Source organism: Dyadobacter sp. CY261 (assembly GCF_021440085.1).
In the GTDB taxonomy this organism is placed as follows: domain Bacteria; phylum Bacteroidota; class Bacteroidia; order Cytophagales; family Spirosomataceae; genus Dyadobacter.
In genome coordinates, this window is the sequence record NZ_JAKCPW010000006.1 from 427,304 (window position 1) to 444,017 (window position 16,714).

The following is a 16,714-nucleotide window of genomic DNA, read 5'->3' on the forward strand; positions in this document are numbered from 1 at the left end:
GCCGTGAACATCTACCACAGCAACAAACTTCCCGGCCGCATCGTCGAAACAAGCGATGGGCAGGAATTTCTTTGGTTCAGCGGCACCGATTATCTGGGAATGGGACACAACGAAGACCTTCGTAGACATCTACAAACAGCTACGGAAACTTTCGGAAATCATTACGGAAGTTCCAGAAACAACAGTTTGAGGCTTTCTGTCTATGACGACGCAGAAAGACAACTAGCTGATTTCCTCCAAACCAAAGCATTGCTCATTGTTTCTTCCGGTATGTGGGCGGGACAATTGTTAATGAAAGAGATTGAGGCCATTGCCCTTGATGGGTCAAACGCGATCAGCGTTTCGTACTACTATGCACCTGGCGTTCATCCGGCACTATGGGGCAATGCATTCGACCGGACATACGGTGGCTGGCATGAATGGGCATCGCGAACTGTTCAGCAAATCAATGAATCAGCACCGGAAATTCTCCACATCATCTGTTCCGATGCTGTTGGTTCTCCGACCGTAAAGGCTTTTGATTTCAATCTTTTTAATGCCCTGGAAAATCCGCAAAATGTATGGCTGATAATAGACGAATCACATTCGCTTGGCGTATTTGGTACCAATGGGAGAGGCATTTCTTCATCCATCGGCTCAAAACTGTGGCCGCAAACTATGTTTGCTTCGTCCCTTAACAAGGCGATGGGCATTCCCGCCGGTGCGATCTGGGGTGCCGAAAGTGCGATTGAAATCATTCGCAAATCACCCTGGTTCGCCGGTGCGTCCCCGCCTGCGCCTGCTTATGTGTATGCATTGAAAACGTTATTAGAAGAAGGTATTTATTCAGAAGCGCATGCATTGCTGATGGAGAAGGTTTCCTACTTCTCGCAAAAGCTGGTAGGTAATACGCTCTTTGAATCCCTCCCGGATTATCCCGTATTTTGTTCGGACAATGCAGCGCTTTTCGATCATTTGTTGAGAAATGGTATGATGGCTTCGTGCTTCCCCTACCCATCACCGGCTGATGCACCCGTGACACGCATTGCCATAAGCAGCCTGCATCAAAAAGAAGACCTCGACCAATTGGCCGAGGTCTGTAAGCGATTTATCGGTTAAATCTGTTTGCCAGATCAATCTTCTGTATTGGTATTACCCAGTTTTGCAAGGCGTTTTTCTTCTTCCAGCTTTTCTCGCTCCACTCTGGCTGAAACAATAATACTGAGCTCATAAAGCAGGAATAGCGGGATCGCGACAAGCACCTGGCTGTAAATATCCGGAGACGGTGTGATGATCGCCGCAACGATCAAAATTACGATGACCGAATGCTTGCGATATTCTCGCATGAAAGATGGTGTCAGTACTCCTATTTTCGACAAGACATAAACAACGATCGGCAACTGGAATGCTATACCGCAAGCCAATGTAAGCGTTGCTACCAGTGAAATGTACGAAGCAAGGCTGAATTCATTGATAATTGAAGGGTCGAGTGTATAATTCGCCAGGAAGTTGATGGCCAGCGGACTCACCACATAGTATCCAAAAAGGACACCGGAAAAGAAAAGGAACGTGACATAAAAGACCGCTCCCCTCGCCGACCGTCTCTCCGCTGGCTTTAAGCCTGGCTTGATGAACCGCCACACCTCCCAGAATGCGTAGGGAAATGCAAACACCAAACCCGCGATCACCGAGGATGTCATACTCATCGTGAATGCATCGCCCATTCCGATTACCTGCAACTTGAAGTTTAGGGCTTTTACGCAGAGATCTTTATAACCAGTGACCTCCGACAGCTTGCAAAGCATCCGATAGGTCCAGAAATCGGGCTGCGAAGGTGCAATGATCACATAATGGTAAATCTCCTGAATATAAATAAACGCAAGAATGGCAAACACCAGAATGGAAGCGCCGGCCCGGATTACGTGCCATCTTAATTCTTCGAGATGTGAAAGAAAGGACATCTCTTTGCCTTCACTTTCCTCCTCTTCATTATCAAAATCCTGGTCCAGGGACATATTTTAAATTATTACTAGAATTCAATCTACGTGAAAACTGAAAAACAGGATCACTGCCTGTTTGCGAAAAGCTGAAATTACTTAAAAAACCCGTCGAAGTAGTCCGGCGGGTTTTTTATTAGTGCATCAATGATGCGGTTAGTCCATTACGAAAGGATAATCGTTTTCGACATACACATCCGTGTAAGCCTCTTTCGGATCCGGCCATTCCGAATCCTCGGCGAATTGCACAGATTCCGCAACGATTTCTTTTACTTTTTTATCGATGTTTTCAAGATCCTCTTCGGTAGCAATCTTGCTTTCGAGGATCACCGCACGGATCTGCTCGATGGGGTCACGATGTTTGTATTCTTCAACCTCCTCTTTCGAACGGTATTTCTGAGGATCGGACATGGAATGTCCACGGTAACGATACGTACGGAATTCAAGGAAAGTTGGTCCCTCTCCTTTGCGAGCGCGTTCCGCCGCGCGTGAAACCGCTTCGTGGATCGCTTCAACGCTCATACCATCAACAGGTTCCGAAGGAATATCGTAAGCCTCGCCAAGAGTATAAAGCTCGGTAACATTTGAAGAACGCGCTACGGAAGTACCCATTGCGTAGCCATTGTTTTCAACCACAAAGATCACTGGCAACTTCCAGCTCATGGCCATGTTCAGCGTTTCGTGGAATGAACCCTGGCGGATTGCTCCGTCACCGAAGTAGCAGATACATAGGTTGTCTGTTTTGTTGTATTTCTCCGCGAAAGCGATACCGGCTCCCAGGGGAATCTGGCCCCCTACGATACCGTGACCGCCGATGAAGCCCACTTCTTTATCAAAAATGTGCATGGAACCGCCCTTACCTTTAGTGGTACCGGTCTTTTTTCCGTAAAGCTCGGCCATGATCGCCTTCGGGTCGGTGCCTAGTGCGAGCGGGATACCGTGGTCACGATAGGCGGTAATGTACTTGTCGCCCTTTTTCAAGGCACTCACCGCGCCGGAAGAGCAGGCTTCCTGGCCGATGTAGAGGTGACAAAAACCACGGATCTTCTGCTGACCGTACAACTGGCCCGATTTTTCTTCAAAACGGCGCTGTAAAAGCATATTCTCGAACCAGAACATGTATTGCTCGTTCGGATGCTGTAACTTTTTGGGGGCTGATGCTTTCTTTTTCTCAGTAACGGTGGCCATGTATTTGGTTCTCGTTTATAAAGACAGAACTTTGTCTTAAAGTTATGGTATGAACAGAGTCTGTTTTGCCGTACTCACGCAATGATGTGCGAAAATAAGCATAAACTAAATAACAAAGAAGTTCATGTGGCTAGAAAAGCTCCACCTTACATACTTTAAAAGCTATGAAGAGAAAGCCTTTGTTTTTGGAGAACATGTGAACTGTATCGTGGGCGAGAACGGCAGCGGCAAGACCAACCTGCTCGACGCAATTTATTTTCTCACACTTACCAAGAGCGCATTTCACAACCAGGACGCATTAGGTATCCGCCACATCAACGACTTCTTCCTCCTCGACGGCATCTTCAACGAGCACGGCAAACACATTCAGATCACATGCAGTCTGCAACGCGGCCAGCGAAAGGTTCTCATGTCGGATAAAAAGCATTACGAACGCCTGAGCGACCATATTGGCCTTTTTCCGGTCGTTTTGATCGCCCCCGACGACACCGATCTTATCCGCGAAGGCAGTGAGGAACGTCGTCGCTTTTTCGATGGCGTACTAGGCCAGGCGGTGCCCGGTTACCTCACTGATTTTCTACAATACAACAAAATACTCACCCAGCGAAATGGGCTCTTAAAACTCTTCGCCGAGCGGAATTATCTCGATGAAGACTTGCTCGAAACCTACAATGAGCCGTTGATCGTGCTCTCCCAGCGCATATACGAGCACCGCGCGACGTTCACGCAAAAATTCGTCCCGCTATTCTATAAATATTACGAATTCCTCAGCAGCGGGCACGAGAAAGTGGAGGTAATCTACGAAAGTGAAGTCGCGAGCCCCGATTTTCCCGCCGAATTCCGCCGCAATCGCAGCCGCGACCTGCATGCGCAACGCACGGGCAAAGGCGTGCATAAGGATGAATATGTATTCGAAATAGACGGCGTTACTTTGAAAAAATTCGGCTCCCAAGGCCAGCAAAAGTCCTTTCTGATCGCTCTGAAACTCGCACAATTCGAATTATTAAAAGAAGAAAAGGGCAAAACCCCCATCCTGCTCCTCGACGATATTTTCGACAAACTCGACGACAGGCGCATCCAGAAGCTCATAGAGCTCATCGACACCGGTTTCCTGTCGCAGGTTTTCATTACCGACGCCCGTCCCGAACGCTCGCAAAGGATTTTAGAGCATGTGAAGGCGGATGTTCGGTTTTTTGAGATTGAGAAGGTGTTGAAACCTGAGGGATGACCTCAATTTACGAATTAAAAAACAACAAAGCCAGGCCTCGACGACCTGGCTTTTTTCAAACGGTAAGCATTAATAATCAACCGAATCAAGCATATTTCGGATCGAGTTCTTTGGCCTGGGCTACGAATTCCTTTACTTTTTGTTCGTCGTCCTTTTTGCAGATCAGCAATACGCCATTGAACTCGGCTACGATGAAGCCGTCGAGGCCGTTGATCACCACAAGCTTGTCTTTCGGCGTTTTGATGATCGAATTGGTGGTGTTGTGCAGGATCAGGTTGCCGTCGGCTACGTTCATGTTGGCATCCTTTTCTGAAACTTCATACATCGACTTCCATGTACCCAGATCGGACCAGCCGAAGCTGGCGAGGACCACATGCACATTTTCGGCCTTTTCCATGATGCCGTTGTCGATGGAAATGCTACCGCAGTGCTGATAGGCACGTTGAACAAATGTGTCTTCGGAATCGAGGTAGTAATGCTCATCACCATCCTGGAAGATTTCGGCAATGTCGGGCTGGAACTGAATCAAGGCTTTCTTGAACGCCTTGATGTTCCAAACGAAGATTCCCGCGTTCCACACAAAATCCCCGCTGTCGAGGAACTGTAATGCCAGTTCGAGATGCGGCTTTTCAGTAAATGATTTTACTTTTTTAACCGTGAACTTGTCCGGTATATATTGAATATAACCATAACCTGTATCGGGGCGGGTTGGCTGAATGCCCAGCGTCACAAGGATGTCCTCATTGCGGGTTGCGCCCAAAGCCACTCTAATGGTGTCCCTGAAGACTTCTTCTTTCAGGATGATATGATCTGCCGGCGCCACTACGACATTCGCATTCGGATTTCGGGCCGCGATCTTGTAGCAAGCATAAGCAATGCAAGGTGCGGTGTTGCGCCGATTCGGTTCCAGCAGGATCTGGTCATCGGTCAGTTCCGGGATCTGCTGCTTGACGAGCTCCTTGTACTCGTGACTGGTTACAATATAAATGTTTTCAATCGGACAAACGCCATCAAACCTGTCGACAGTCTGCTGCAACAGCGTTCTGCCAGTGCCGAGCACATCATGGAACTGTTTCGGAAAATCTGTCCGGCTGAAAGGCCAGAACCGCGTACCGACGCCGCCTGCCATGATAATTACATAAGTATCCTGCATCTGTGTTGTGTAAGGTATGTTATAGCGTTAGATAAAATCACCCAAAACTAACGATAAAGAGTCTGTATGCTCTACATCAACCGGAAATCTGCCGGAAAATTAGTTGATCGCATTGATGTCAATAACACATCGGAGCATTAAATTAGCTCAAAGCACCCTGATACCTTGGCTTCTTCTTCCTGCATTTTCACTTATGACAACCCGAAGAAAAAGTTGGATTTAATTATAAAAAATTTGATTTCTTAGTAACTTGTTACTGACATCAACCCATTAAAAACCATGCGCTCAACTTCTCCATTCTCTAAAATTTGGCTCATATATCTGCCCTTATTGTTGCTTTGCCAACATTCTTTTGGGCAGACTAGCTTGACCGGAAAAGTTACCGAATCAGCAACACAAGATCCATTGGCCGGCGTAAGCATTCGTATACAGGGCAAAGTAGCCGGAACCATCACTGATACGAAAGGAGAATTTTCACTCACCACTTCATCAAACCCACCGTTTTCAATTGTCGTCAGCTCGGTTGGGTTCCAAACACAGGAAATTGCGGTAACCGCCAGCATGTCGAACCTCGATATCGAACTGGTAGAGCAACCCATCCTCGGTAAAGAAATCATCGTTGCGGCCTCCCGCGTTGAGGAAAGCGTCATGAAGTCACCCGTTGCTGTCGAGAAACTTGATATCCGAGGCATTCGCGACACGCCTGCTACCAACTTCTACGATGCACTTGCGAACCTGAAAGGCATCGATATGACCACGCAGGGTGTTTTATTTAAGTCCATCAATATGCGTGGCTTTGGTGCTACGGGTAACCCGCGAACAGTCCAAATGATAGACGGCATGGACAACCAGGCGCCCGGACTCAACTTTCCGCTCGACAATATTATCGGCATGTCGGAACTCGACGTGGAAAGTGTGGAGGTCCTGCCAGGTGCAGCCTCGGCATTATACGGCCCCAATGCTGTCAACGGATTAATTTTGATGAACAGCAAGAGCCCTTTCCTTTACCAGGGATTGAGCGCCAACGTCAGAGGCGGCATTATGCATGAAAAGAATCGCACGAAGGCCACTACGCCATTCGCGGAAGCGACTATCCGTTATGCGAAAGCATTCAATAACAAGTTTGCATTCAAGGTAAACCTGTCATACATCCAGGCCAAGGACTGGGAAGCGACCAATTATACGAACCTCAATGTAGGCGGCAACGCCGACCCTGATCGCAAAAAGGGTACCGATCTGGACTACGACGGCGTGAATGTTTACGGCGATGAAATCCAGACCAATATCAATGCGGTAGCCAAAACGCTGGCGGCAGCCGGGCAAATCCCGCAAGCGGCCGTGGGTCTCGTCCCAAATACTTTTGTCAGCCGTACAGGTTACCGGGAAAAAGCCCTGGTGGATTATAATACTAAAAGTTTCAAGGCCAATGCAGCATTGCATTATCGCCTGAATGAGAAGGTGGAAGCCATTGCTCAGGTCAACTACGGCTATGGCACGACCGTTTACACCGGAACCGGCCGCTATTCGCTGCGCGATTTTAACCTTACGCAAGCCAAACTCGAATTTCGGGGCGATAATTTTACCGTCAGGGCTTACACCACACAAGAACGTTCGGGGAAATCTTACCTTTCCGGCCTCGCGGCGGTATCAATGTTGGGAGAGATCAAGCCCAACAATATCTGGTTCGGACAATACGTGGGTGCATTCGTCAATGCGCGCGCGGCAGGCACAGCAGAGGCCGACGCACACTTGCTCGCCCGCCAGGCCGCCGACCAGGGAATGCCCCAACCGGGCAGCGCTACGTTTAACCAACTACTTGATAAATACCGTAATATGCCGATTGTTGACGGCGGAGGAGGTTTTGCGGACAAAACCAATATGTATCATGCCGAAGGCTTTTACAATTTCAAAAACCAGATCAGCTTCCTCGAACTGATCGCAGGTGCAAATTACCGGCTTTATACTCTCCGTTCGAACGGGACGCTATTTTCAGATACCAAAGAAGGCCGCGACGGAACTATCCCGATCAATGAATGGGGTGCATTTGTGCAGGCCGGTAAAAACTTATTGTCGGATCATTTAAAAGTCACTGGTTCTATCCGCTATGACAAGAATGAAAATTTCGATGGACAATTCACGCCACGCATTTCGGCTGTCACCACTTTTGGCGAGCACAACATCCGGCTTTCTTATCAGACAGGTTTCCGAATTCCAACCACCCAAAATCAATACATCGACCTGAGGACACCATCCGGCACGTTGGTGGGCGGCCTCCCCGAATTTGACGCCCGTTACAACCTTTCGAACGGGATTCTACGCCAGAACCTTTCGGAAGCGGCAGTACTAGCCGTCGTGAACAGCAATCCCTCGGTGGTAGAAGATGCCAAACGCTACGCCACAGCGGTAGTGACCCAGCAGGCGACGACAGCTATTACGCAGGTTGTTACCACGCAGGTTACAACGGCCGTCAATCAGGGTGTAGCTGCGGGTACAGTCCCCAATGACCCTGCGGCCATTCAGGCGGCAATTACCGCAGGGGTGAATCAGGCGCTCCCCGGCGCACTGGCCGCACAGCTTCCGGGCATTCTCGCAGCGCAGGTTCCCGGTCTCGTGCCTGATCTGGCAAAGGCATATGCATTGGGCAAGCTGCCAAAATACGAACCGGTGAAGCTGAAACCAGAACGCATTGCTTCGTATGAAATCGGCTATAAAAGTGTTATCGCCAACAAGCTGTTCGTTGATGCCTATTATTACATTAGTAAATACAAAAATCTGATTGGCGGAACTGTAATCGTCGTTCCCACCGCGGCGGCGGCGCCTGGCCTCCCTATCGAATCGGGTATCGGGGTAGGCAACTACTCCGGATTTGCCCGGACGGTTAATACTACTGAGACTATTACCACGCACGGCTTTGCCATTGGCCTGAATTACGCATTGCCTAAGGGCTTCAATATCGGAGGGAATGTGGCGAACAACGAATTAAATAACTTTACCCCCTCGCCGGAGGTCCAGTATTCACAGTTCAACACGCCGAAATACAGGTATAATGTAAATTTCGGTCGACGCATTACGAGCTCCAACAGATTGGGCTTCAACGTAGTGTTCCGTCATCAACAGGCTTTTTTGTGGGAATCGAGTTTTGTAGTGCCTACTACTACCGATGTTCCGGTATTCTCGAATACGCAGGTGCCGGCGATCAACAACCTCGATGCGCAGGTTAGCTGGAAAATCCCGGCCATCAAATCGATTCTCAAAGTCGGCGGGACGAATCTGTTTGGAAAATCATACGTACAATCGTACGCCAGCCCCAATGTTGGCAGCACCTACTATGTATCCATTCTATTTGACGAATTACTGAACTGAGCGCGGCGGCAAGGCTACTTTTCACCATAAGCCAGGTCGCCGGCGTCGCCGAGGCCTGGTACAATATAATATTGTTCGTTCAGCTTCTCGTCGACAGCCCCGAGCCAGAGGCGGCATTGCGGTATACGCTTTTGGAGGTACTGCACGCCTTCCGGACTTGCGATCACCGAGGCAATATGTGTTTGCGAAGGGATACCGAAACGCAGCAATGCATGGTAAACTTTTTCCATAGACCGGCCTGTCGCCAGCATTGGATCAATCATGACCAGGATTTTGCCCGTCAGATCGGGACTCGTAATGTAGTCCATTTCTACCGTAAACTCTTCTTCCGCATTAATATGATGGCCGCGGTAAGCGCCGATGAAAGCATTATCCGCTTTGTCAAAAACATTCAGGAAGCCCTGGTGAAATGGTAACCCTGCCCGTAAAATCGTAGCAAGCACGATCGGCTGCAACATCGACCGGCAGGGTGCGGTGCCCAGCGGCGTTTCTACTTTTTCTGTTCTGAAGGTAAGCGTCTTCGACAATTCATAGGCCAGCAGCTCTCCCATCCGTTCCATATTCCGGCGAAACCGCATCCGGTCGTTCTGACAATTTACATCACGCAATTCGGCCAGATAATGATCTGCAATGGAAGGTTTTTGGGAAAGTAAAAACATGGGAGCGACAGTTTTTTAGACTACTCCATGCAAGATAATACAAATTCATTGACGTAATTTGGAAGACTATTTCTAAAAATTACGTGCAAGCGAGCAGGTTGCGGTATCAGAAGATTTTTGTTGCCTATGTATCAAGGAATTATCCGGCATTTTAAAATACTGTTTTTATCACTGATAACCTCGTCATACGTACATGCGCAGAGTTCATTCGTTCCGCTCAATGACGACTATTACCACCTGATCGACCGCCTTGAAATCAAAAGAGGCAAGTTTTCGGAGGGCTTTCACTACAATGCCAAACCGTTCGAACGCAAAGCGGTAGTCGCATTAACCGACTCCATATTAAAGGAAGGCACCGTTGACCTCACCGACCGTGACTGGGAAACGATCGATTACCTTCGGGAAGACAGTTGGGAATGGACAAATGGAATGATCGCCACCGATTCGGCCAAGTACGATAAACTTGCGCGGCTAGGCTGGTTCAAATCTCCCCCACCCGGCCAAAAACGGAGGTTTTTCCACCACCCCGCCGACTTGTACAGCATTCACAACAAGGATTTCGACCTGCATTTCAATTTTACTACCACCAATTTTATCGGAAAAGACGATAGCTACGATACTACTTCGCATCAGACATTGTGGTTTACGGGCCGTGGCGTGGAGATCCGTGGGATGATCAATGAAAAGTTGGGTTTTTATACATTCGTTTCCGATAACCAGGGTCGTTTTCCAAGATATGTCAATGGCTTTGCACCGAAATACAGCTTCCCTGGCGAAGGTCTCGCCAAAGCGACCCGCAACCACGGCAATGATTTTCTTTCAGCCCGGGGTTATATTACCTTCCGGCCGCTAAAAGCCGTAAATGTCAAATTTGGGCATGACTACAATACGTTCGGCAGCGGTTATCGCTCACTGGTCCTTTCGGATAACAGCAGTCCTTACCTCTTTCTTCGTTTGGACACGCAGCTCGGCCGCTTCCATTATACCAACCTCTGGACCAGCATGATAGATGGAGGAGAAGATGCGTTTTCCGAATTCTTGAGAAAAAAGAAATTCGCTGCCATTCACCATTTAAGTGTTAACCTGACTGACAAAATCAATTTCGGCGTCTTCGAAGCAGAAGTCTTCAACCGCGACTCGGTAGGTGGCGGATATGACCTTAACTACCTCAATCCCATCATCTTCTATCGTTATGTAGAATCGTACATCGGTAGCCAGGACAATGCATTACTTGGGTTTGACTTTCGTTGGCTGGTGGGTAAAACCGCTTCGATTTACAGCCAGTTCGTACTTGACGAGTTTTTGACCAAATACCTCTTCAATGGCAGCGGTTCCTGGACCAATAAATACAGCTTCCAGCTCGGTGGCAAATATGTAGATGCGTTCGGTATCCCGAACCTCGATTTGCAGGCGGAATATAATGTAGTACGCCCCTACACCTACTCACACAAGGATGGCGGGCGTAATTATATGCATTACGGGCAAGCGCTCGCACACCCGTTGGGTGCCAACTTCCGGGAGTACCTGGGTATTTTGCGCTATAAAGTCACGCCGAGGCTGTCAATTTACGGCACGGTCATGTCGGCAATGCAGGGTAAGAATCCCACCACCGGCCCTTATATGAATTTCGGGGGCGACATTTCGAAAAGCTACGAAGAGCGGAACGTGAACCGTGAAGGCGGGGGCGACCTGAACCAGAAGATCGGCCAGGGCATCAAGGCGAGAACATTATTTACAGATCTGCGCCTGTCTTATTCACTGGCCCACAATCTATTTCTGGACGGCCGGTACCAAATCAGGAAAGTCAAGTCACAGGATGTGAATGTGGCCACCAACTCCAATGTTTTTACGTTTGCCATCCGCTATAACATGGCGTACCGGCAGCAAACCTACTGACTTTAATTTCAAACAAAATGGAAACTGATCCACACGAACTCCGAAATCTTCTCAGGCTTGCATTGCTGGAAGATATTGGTGACGGAGACCATTCATCCCTGGCCAGCGTTCCCGAAAATGCTACCAAGCGCGCCAAGCTGCTGGTGAAGCAGGACGGCGTGCTCGCGGGCGTGGACGTGGCGCAGATCATCTTCGATGAGACCGCAAAATATTACAACTACCCCCTTCCGAAAATTAATGTGTTACGTTTTGACGGTTCCGTCGTATCAACAGGAGACATTGTTTTTACGGTAGAAGGAAATGCACGTCTGATCCTGAAAGCCGAGCGGCTGGTGCTGAACATTATGCAGCGTATGAGTGGCATTGCCACTTATGCACGGGAAATGTCCGACCTGATCAAGGATTTGCCCGTAAAATTGCTCGATACCCGTAAAACAACCCCGAATTTCAGGCTGTTTGAAAAAATGGCGGTGAAAATCGGAGGAGCTGTAAACCACCGGATGGGCCTCTACGACATGATCATGTTGAAGGACAACCACGTGGATTACGCAGGCGGCATCGAAGCGGCTATTACCGGTGCTCAGAAATACCTGAAAGAAACCGGTCGGAAGCTGAAAATAGAGATCGAGACGCGGAACATTACCGAGGTTGATGAAGTGCTGCGCGTCGGGCAGGTCGACATTATTATGCTTGATAACTTTTCACTGGACGACCTCAGAGAGGCGGTGAAAAAAATCGCCGGGCGGTACGAGACGGAAGCATCGGGTAACATTACCGAAAAAACATTACGCGCAGTGGCGGAAACCGGAGTGGATGGTATTTCCAGCGGTGCGCTCACACACCAGGCGCGAAGTCTGGATTTAAGTTTAAAAGCCTTCTAACCTTTTCATTTATATCAAAAGCGTATGCTGAGATCGATGAAAATCACATACGCTTTTGACCTTCAAGGGAAACCCAACGGCTTTTCCCTGTGCATGACCGTTTTGCTCGTGAGCATGGCTACTTTTGGCCTCGCCCAGGAAGCTCCGCGAGACGCTCCGCCGCGTTCAGAAATCGACATTAACCTTTTCCTAGCCGAGCTTTTCCCTGTACCGCCCGACGACAGTGAAGAGCTCTTCGAGGGACTTTTACAGCTTTACGCCAGTCCGCTCGACCTCAATGCCGCCACGCCGGATGATCTTGCGGCCACGTTCATTCTTTCCGAGATTCAGCTTCGTTCTTTTTTTGAGTATCGCACCATAGCGGGTGCATTGCTTTCGCTCTATGAATTACAGGCCGTTCCGGGTTTTGACCTGGCTACTATCCGGCGGCTCCTGCCTTTTGTCACGATCAGTACCAAAGCCGTTGCCATCCGAGATGCGTTGAAAAACCCCGGCCAACATTTCGTAATGTTCCGGTCGGGCAAATTAATAGAGCGCCAAAAAGGGTTTGCGCCTTTGGATGCTAACTCTTCTTCTGCGACCAGATATCAGGGCCCGGCCTTCAATGGCTACCTTCGCTACCGCAATGCAAGGAGCGGTGTATATAGTTTTGGGTTAACATTCGAAAAAGACTCCGGGGAAGAAATCTGGGACTGGAATGCACGAGGGCAGATTTTCGGTTTTGACTATACTTCTTTTCACGCCCAGGTCATCAATCGCGGAAAACTCAAAACGCTCATCGCAGGCGACTTCCAGATGCAAACTGGTCAGGGCATGATCCTGGGCGCGGGATTTTCGCTGGGAAAGGGTTCAGAAGTGATTAAGACAGTTTATAAGAGCACAACCGGCCTGAAACCCTACACTTCCGCCACCGAAGCCAATTTCTTCAGAGGTATTGCGGCGAGTTGGAGCATTGCCAAAAGCACTGAGGTCACATTCTTATTCTCAAGAACCAAACGGGACGCTACGCAGGAATCGGACAGCATTACCACATCGCTGCCCATTACCGGATATCACCGAACGCCGTCGGAGATTGAAAAACACAATGTGCTTAGCGAGCAGAATGCGGGTTTGCATTTACTGCATAGATTGTCTTCGCAAAAAGGCCAAATAGGCTTCACCATGCTGCATACTTCTTATGACTCATTTATTCAAAAGCGCAATTGGGCCTATAACCGGTACGAATTTTCGGGTACGCAAAACCTCATCGCAGGCCTTCACGGCGATTATCGCTGGCAAAACATCCATTTCTTCACAGAAACTGCCATTTCCAAAAGCGGTGGAACAGGCACAATCGGAGGGCTCGTGGCCAGCGTAGGCCGCAAGTTCGATATCTCAATGATGGCCCGGCATTATGCACGCCGTTTTCACACATTCTACGGTAACCCGATCAGCGAGGGTACTCGCCCGATTAATGAAAATGGGGCTTATGCGGGCCTCCGATGGTCGCCCTCGCGCAAATGGCAGTGGAGCGCCTATTTCGATTATTTTCGGTTTCCATGGCTGAAATTTCAGGTCGATGCACCTTCCCAGGGATTCGATTACTTCCTGCATTGGCTATGGAAACCTTCCAGAAGACTGAATGCCTATTTGCTGTTTCATGAAAAACATAAACAGTTAAATGATCCTTCGGCCGAAGACAGCGATCCAACGTTAATCCGATCTATTAAACGGACAGCGACATTCAATATGGATTACGAAATTCCGCTCAAATGCGCACTCAGGACGAGGTTTCAATATGGAAGTTTAAAAAGTAAGGGTTCCAAAACCTCCAATGGCTTTACGGTTGCGCAGGATGTCACCTGCTATTTTTCAAAGCTTGAAATCAGTGGCCGGGTGGCATTTTTCAAAACCGATGATTACGACAGCCGGCAATACGCGTATGAAAAAGATATGCTTTATGCATTCTCGATTCCGGCCTATTACAATGCAGGCACGAGGCATTATCTGATGCTGCGCTATACACTTTCAAAGCACATCAAAATATGGCTCCGATGGTCGCAAACGCGGTATTCGGATATTGACAAGATTAGCTCGGGACTCAACGAAATCGATGGCAATAAGCGAAGTGAGGCAAAAGTGCAGGTGATGTATCAGTTTTGAAAGCCTATTTTTGCAACGCGAAAGGAAATTCTTTTGAATAAGTACCATTAATTAGTACACCATGTCCACCAACAAACTTGAAGCATTAAAAAAATATTTCGGATACGATTCCTTTCGCCCACAACAATCCGAAATCATCGACACCGTCATGGCCAACCGCGATTGCATGGTGCTCATGCCCACCGGCGGCGGTAAATCGGTCTGTTTTCAAATCCCGGCAGTTCTCCGGGAGGGGCTTACGGTGGTCATTTCGCCGCTGATCGCCCTCATGAAAGATCAGGTGGAATCATTACGCGGAAACGGTATCACGGCCGCATTCCTTAACTCCACCATTTCCAGCGCCGAGCAGGACCAGATCATGTGGAAAATCAAGCTGGGCGAGCTTAAACTCCTCTACATCGCGCCCGAAAGGCTTTTTTCGGGAAATACATTTGATTTACTCCGCGAATGGAATGTGCAACTTTTCGCGATCGATGAATCACATTGTATTTCTTCATGGGGCCACGACTTCCGGCCGGAATATCGTCAGCTCAACTTGCTAAAACTGCGCTTTCCCGACGTCCCGATCGTCGCGCTCACCGCCACCGCCGACCGGGTAACACGCCGCGATATTTTGAAACAACTCAATATCGAGCACGCCGAAACCTTCATTTCCAGCTTCGACAGGCCGAACCTGAGCCTGAATGTGCTTCCCGGAAGAAAACGCATTGAACAAATCCAGCGCTTCCTTGCCCGCCACGAAGGGCAACCCGGCATTATCTACTGCCTGAGCCGCAAAGGCACCGAAACCGTCGCGGCGAGCTTGCAAAAACAGGGTTTCAGGGTTGCTTATTACCACGCAGGCATGCCCGGCGACAAGCGCTCACAGGTGCAGGAGAATTTTTTGCGGGACGATATTCAAATCATTGTCGCGACCATTGCATTTGGGATGGGGATCGATAAGTCGAACGTGCGTTGGGTAATCCATTACAATTTGCCTTCCAATGTCGAGAGCTTCTATCAGGAGATCGGTCGCGCGGGGCGCGATGGGGCCAGTGCGGATACTGTCTTGTTTTACAGCTATCTCGACATTATCACGCGTCAGGACATGATCAACAATTCGGATCAGTCGGCGGAGCAAAAGGAATTGCTCCATGCCAAACTGAACCGGATGAAACAATACGCCGAAGCCGATATCTGCCGTCGCCGCATTCTCTTGAGTTACTTCAATGAACCCGTTGATCACGACTGCGGAAATTGTGATGTATGCCGCAACCCGCGTACCCGCTTCAACGCCACGATCATCGCGCAGAAAGCATTGTCGGGCATTGCACGTACCGAACAGAAAGTGGCAATGGGTATGCTCGTCGACATTCTCCGGGGCAGCCGCAACCGAAATATCCTGCAACATGGCTACGACCGACTACCTACTTTTGGCGTAGGCCATGAGCTTCGAGGCGACGAATGGTCTGAATACCTAAGCCAAATGCTCAATTCCGGCGTGATGGATATTGCTTATGACGAAGCACATGCATTCAAACTAAATGCGGTAAGCAGGCAGGTTTTAAAGGGAGAAAAGCAAATTGAACTCGTAAAATTCATTCCGCTCAGCGAACGCAAAGCGAAGGAGGAAGAACTTGTCCCCAAAGAAAAACCGAAACAGGAAATCATCCGCGACGCACTTTTTGAACGGCTCCGTCAGCTTAGAAAACAACTCGCCGATGCGCTGAACGTACCACCGTACGTCGTATTTAGCGACGCGACGCTTTCTGAAATGGCGCAGAAAAAACCCGTTTCAGAAGCACAGATCAAGGCTGTTTCAGGTGTTGGAGCCGAAAAATTCCGGCGCTATGGCGAAGCATTCATTAACGAAATCCTCAATTTCGCCCGGGAAAACAACACGCCTGGCACGCGTGTGATGAAAGGAATGACCTTCGTAGAAACCCTCGACCTTTATAATGAAGGCTATTCCGTAAAAGTAATCGCCGAAAAACGCAATCTGAACCCGGTTACGATCATCTCGCATTTGGTCAAACTCAAAGAAGACGGGCATGGCATTGATTTGAAATCGCTGATCGATCACTCCGCATATAAGGCGATCATTTCAGCCGCGCAAGAAATTCAGGTCGGGAAAAACGATCCCTTGAAGCCCCTGTTCGAATTGCTGAACGAGCAGTACGATTATGGGCAGATCAGGCTGGCGCTGGCGATTTGGGAAGAGGAGCGACAAAACTAGTAGTCGATAATTA

11 protein-coding genes are annotated in these 16,714 nt (G+C 48.9%); 7 read left to right on the forward strand and 4 right to left on the reverse strand.

Annotated elements, in window-relative coordinates:
• The first annotated feature begins 3 nt into the window (after positions 1 to 3).
• Positions 4 to 1,098 (forward strand): aminotransferase class I/II-fold pyridoxal phosphate-dependent enzyme, encoded by a 1,095-nt coding sequence (locus LZD49_RS19175; RefSeq protein ID WP_234669185.1) that lies wholly within the window; start codon positions 4 to 6, stop codon positions 1,096 to 1,098.
• Between the two features lie 14 nt (positions 1,099 to 1,112).
• Here the strand turns inward: LZD49_RS19175 and tatC are convergent, their stop codons facing one another.
• On the reverse strand, positions 1,113 to 1,994 hold the full coding sequence (tatC, locus tag LZD49_RS19180) for a twin-arginine translocase subunit TatC (RefSeq protein WP_234669186.1): 882 nt from the start codon (positions 1,992 to 1,994) through the stop codon (positions 1,113 to 1,115).
• 138 nt (positions 1,995 to 2,132) lie between these two features.
• On the reverse strand, positions 2,133 to 3,164 hold the full coding sequence (pdhA, locus tag LZD49_RS19185) for a pyruvate dehydrogenase (acetyl-transferring) E1 component subunit alpha (RefSeq protein WP_234669187.1): 1,032 nt from the start codon (positions 3,162 to 3,164) through the stop codon (positions 2,133 to 2,135).
• A 124-nt stretch (positions 3,165 to 3,288) separates the two neighbouring features.
• Here pdhA and recF point away from each other — a divergent pair, with 124 nt between their 5' ends.
• Positions 3,289 to 4,392: a DNA replication/repair protein RecF gene (gene recF / locus LZD49_RS19190; protein ID WP_234669188.1), complete on the forward strand. Its 1,104-nt coding sequence runs from the start codon at positions 3,289 to 3,291 to the stop codon at positions 4,390 to 4,392.
• Between the two features lie 85 nt (positions 4,393 to 4,477).
• Here the strand turns inward: recF and LZD49_RS19195 are convergent, their stop codons facing one another.
• Positions 4,478 to 5,545: a mannose-1-phosphate guanylyltransferase gene (locus LZD49_RS19195; RefSeq protein ID WP_234669189.1), complete on the reverse strand. Its 1,068-nt coding sequence runs from the start codon at positions 5,543 to 5,545 to the stop codon at positions 4,478 to 4,480.
• Between the two features lie 279 nt (positions 5,546 to 5,824).
• Here LZD49_RS19195 and LZD49_RS19200 point away from each other — a divergent pair, with 279 nt between their 5' ends.
• A complete protein-coding gene (locus LZD49_RS19200; RefSeq protein ID WP_234669190.1) occupies positions 5,825 to 8,908 on the forward strand; it encodes a carboxypeptidase-like regulatory domain-containing protein in 3,084 nt (1,027 codons plus the stop codon).
• 14 nt (positions 8,909 to 8,922) lie between these two features.
• Here the strand turns inward: LZD49_RS19200 and upp are convergent, their stop codons facing one another.
• Positions 8,923 to 9,567, reverse strand: coding sequence for a uracil phosphoribosyltransferase (gene upp / locus LZD49_RS19205; RefSeq protein ID WP_234669191.1), 645 nt, complete (start codon positions 9,565 to 9,567; stop codon positions 8,923 to 8,925).
• A gap of 126 nt (positions 9,568 to 9,693) precedes the next feature.
• On the opposite strand from upp, the gene LZD49_RS19210 reads away from it, so the two are divergent.
• The 4 genes from LZD49_RS19210 (at position 9,694) to recQ (ending at position 16,701) form a co-directional block, all read left to right on the forward strand.
• Positions 9,694 to 11,463, forward strand: coding sequence for a capsule assembly Wzi family protein (locus tag LZD49_RS19210; RefSeq protein WP_234669192.1), 1,770 nt, complete (start codon positions 9,694 to 9,696; stop codon positions 11,461 to 11,463).
• A gap of 17 nt (positions 11,464 to 11,480) precedes the next feature.
• Entirely contained in the window at positions 11,481 to 12,344 is an 864-nt protein-coding gene (nadC, locus tag LZD49_RS19215) for a carboxylating nicotinate-nucleotide diphosphorylase (protein WP_234669193.1), read from the forward strand.
• 36 nt (positions 12,345 to 12,380) lie between these two features.
• The gene (locus tag LZD49_RS19220) at positions 12,381 to 14,486 is read left to right on the forward strand and encodes a helix-hairpin-helix domain-containing protein (protein ID WP_234669194.1); all 2,106 of its coding nucleotides are present in this window, start codon (positions 12,381 to 12,383) and stop codon (positions 14,484 to 14,486) included.
• Between the two features lie 61 nt (positions 14,487 to 14,547).
• Positions 14,548 to 16,701, forward strand: coding sequence for a DNA helicase RecQ (gene recQ / locus LZD49_RS19225; RefSeq protein ID WP_234669195.1), 2,154 nt, complete (start codon positions 14,548 to 14,550; stop codon positions 16,699 to 16,701).
• Positions 16,702 to 16,714 lie beyond the last annotated feature (13 nt).

What these genes read in the sequence shown, in the direction of transcription:
- recF (WP_234669188.1), top strand. Translation starts at nt 3,289, where the DNA reads ATGTGGCTAGAAAAGCTCCACCTTACATACTTTAAAAGCTATGAAGAG.
- pdhA (WP_234669187.1), bottom strand. Translation starts at nt 3,164, where the DNA reads ATGGCCACCGTTACTGAGAAAAAGAAAGCATCAGCCCCCAAAAAGTTA.
- LZD49_RS19210 (WP_234669192.1), top strand. Translation starts at nt 9,694, where the DNA reads ATGTATCAAGGAATTATCCGGCATTTTAAAATACTGTTTTTATCACTG.
- LZD49_RS19195 (WP_234669189.1), bottom strand. Translation starts at nt 5,545, where the DNA reads ATGCAGGATACTTATGTAATTATCATGGCAGGCGGCGTCGGTACGCGG.
- recQ (WP_234669195.1), top strand. Translation starts at nt 14,548, where the DNA reads ATGTCCACCAACAAACTTGAAGCATTAAAAAAATATTTCGGATACGAT.
- upp (WP_234669191.1), bottom strand. Translation starts at nt 9,567, where the DNA reads ATGTTTTTACTTTCCCAAAAACCTTCCATTGCAGATCATTATCTGGCC.
- nadC (WP_234669193.1), top strand. Translation starts at nt 11,481, where the DNA reads ATGGAAACTGATCCACACGAACTCCGAAATCTTCTCAGGCTTGCATTG.
- LZD49_RS19220 (WP_234669194.1), top strand. Translation starts at nt 12,381, where the DNA reads ATGAAAATCACATACGCTTTTGACCTTCAAGGGAAACCCAACGGCTTT.
- tatC (WP_234669186.1), bottom strand. Translation starts at nt 1,994, where the DNA reads ATGTCCCTGGACCAGGATTTTGATAATGAAGAGGAGGAAAGTGAAGGC.
- LZD49_RS19200 (WP_234669190.1), top strand. Translation starts at nt 5,825, where the DNA reads ATGCGCTCAACTTCTCCATTCTCTAAAATTTGGCTCATATATCTGCCC.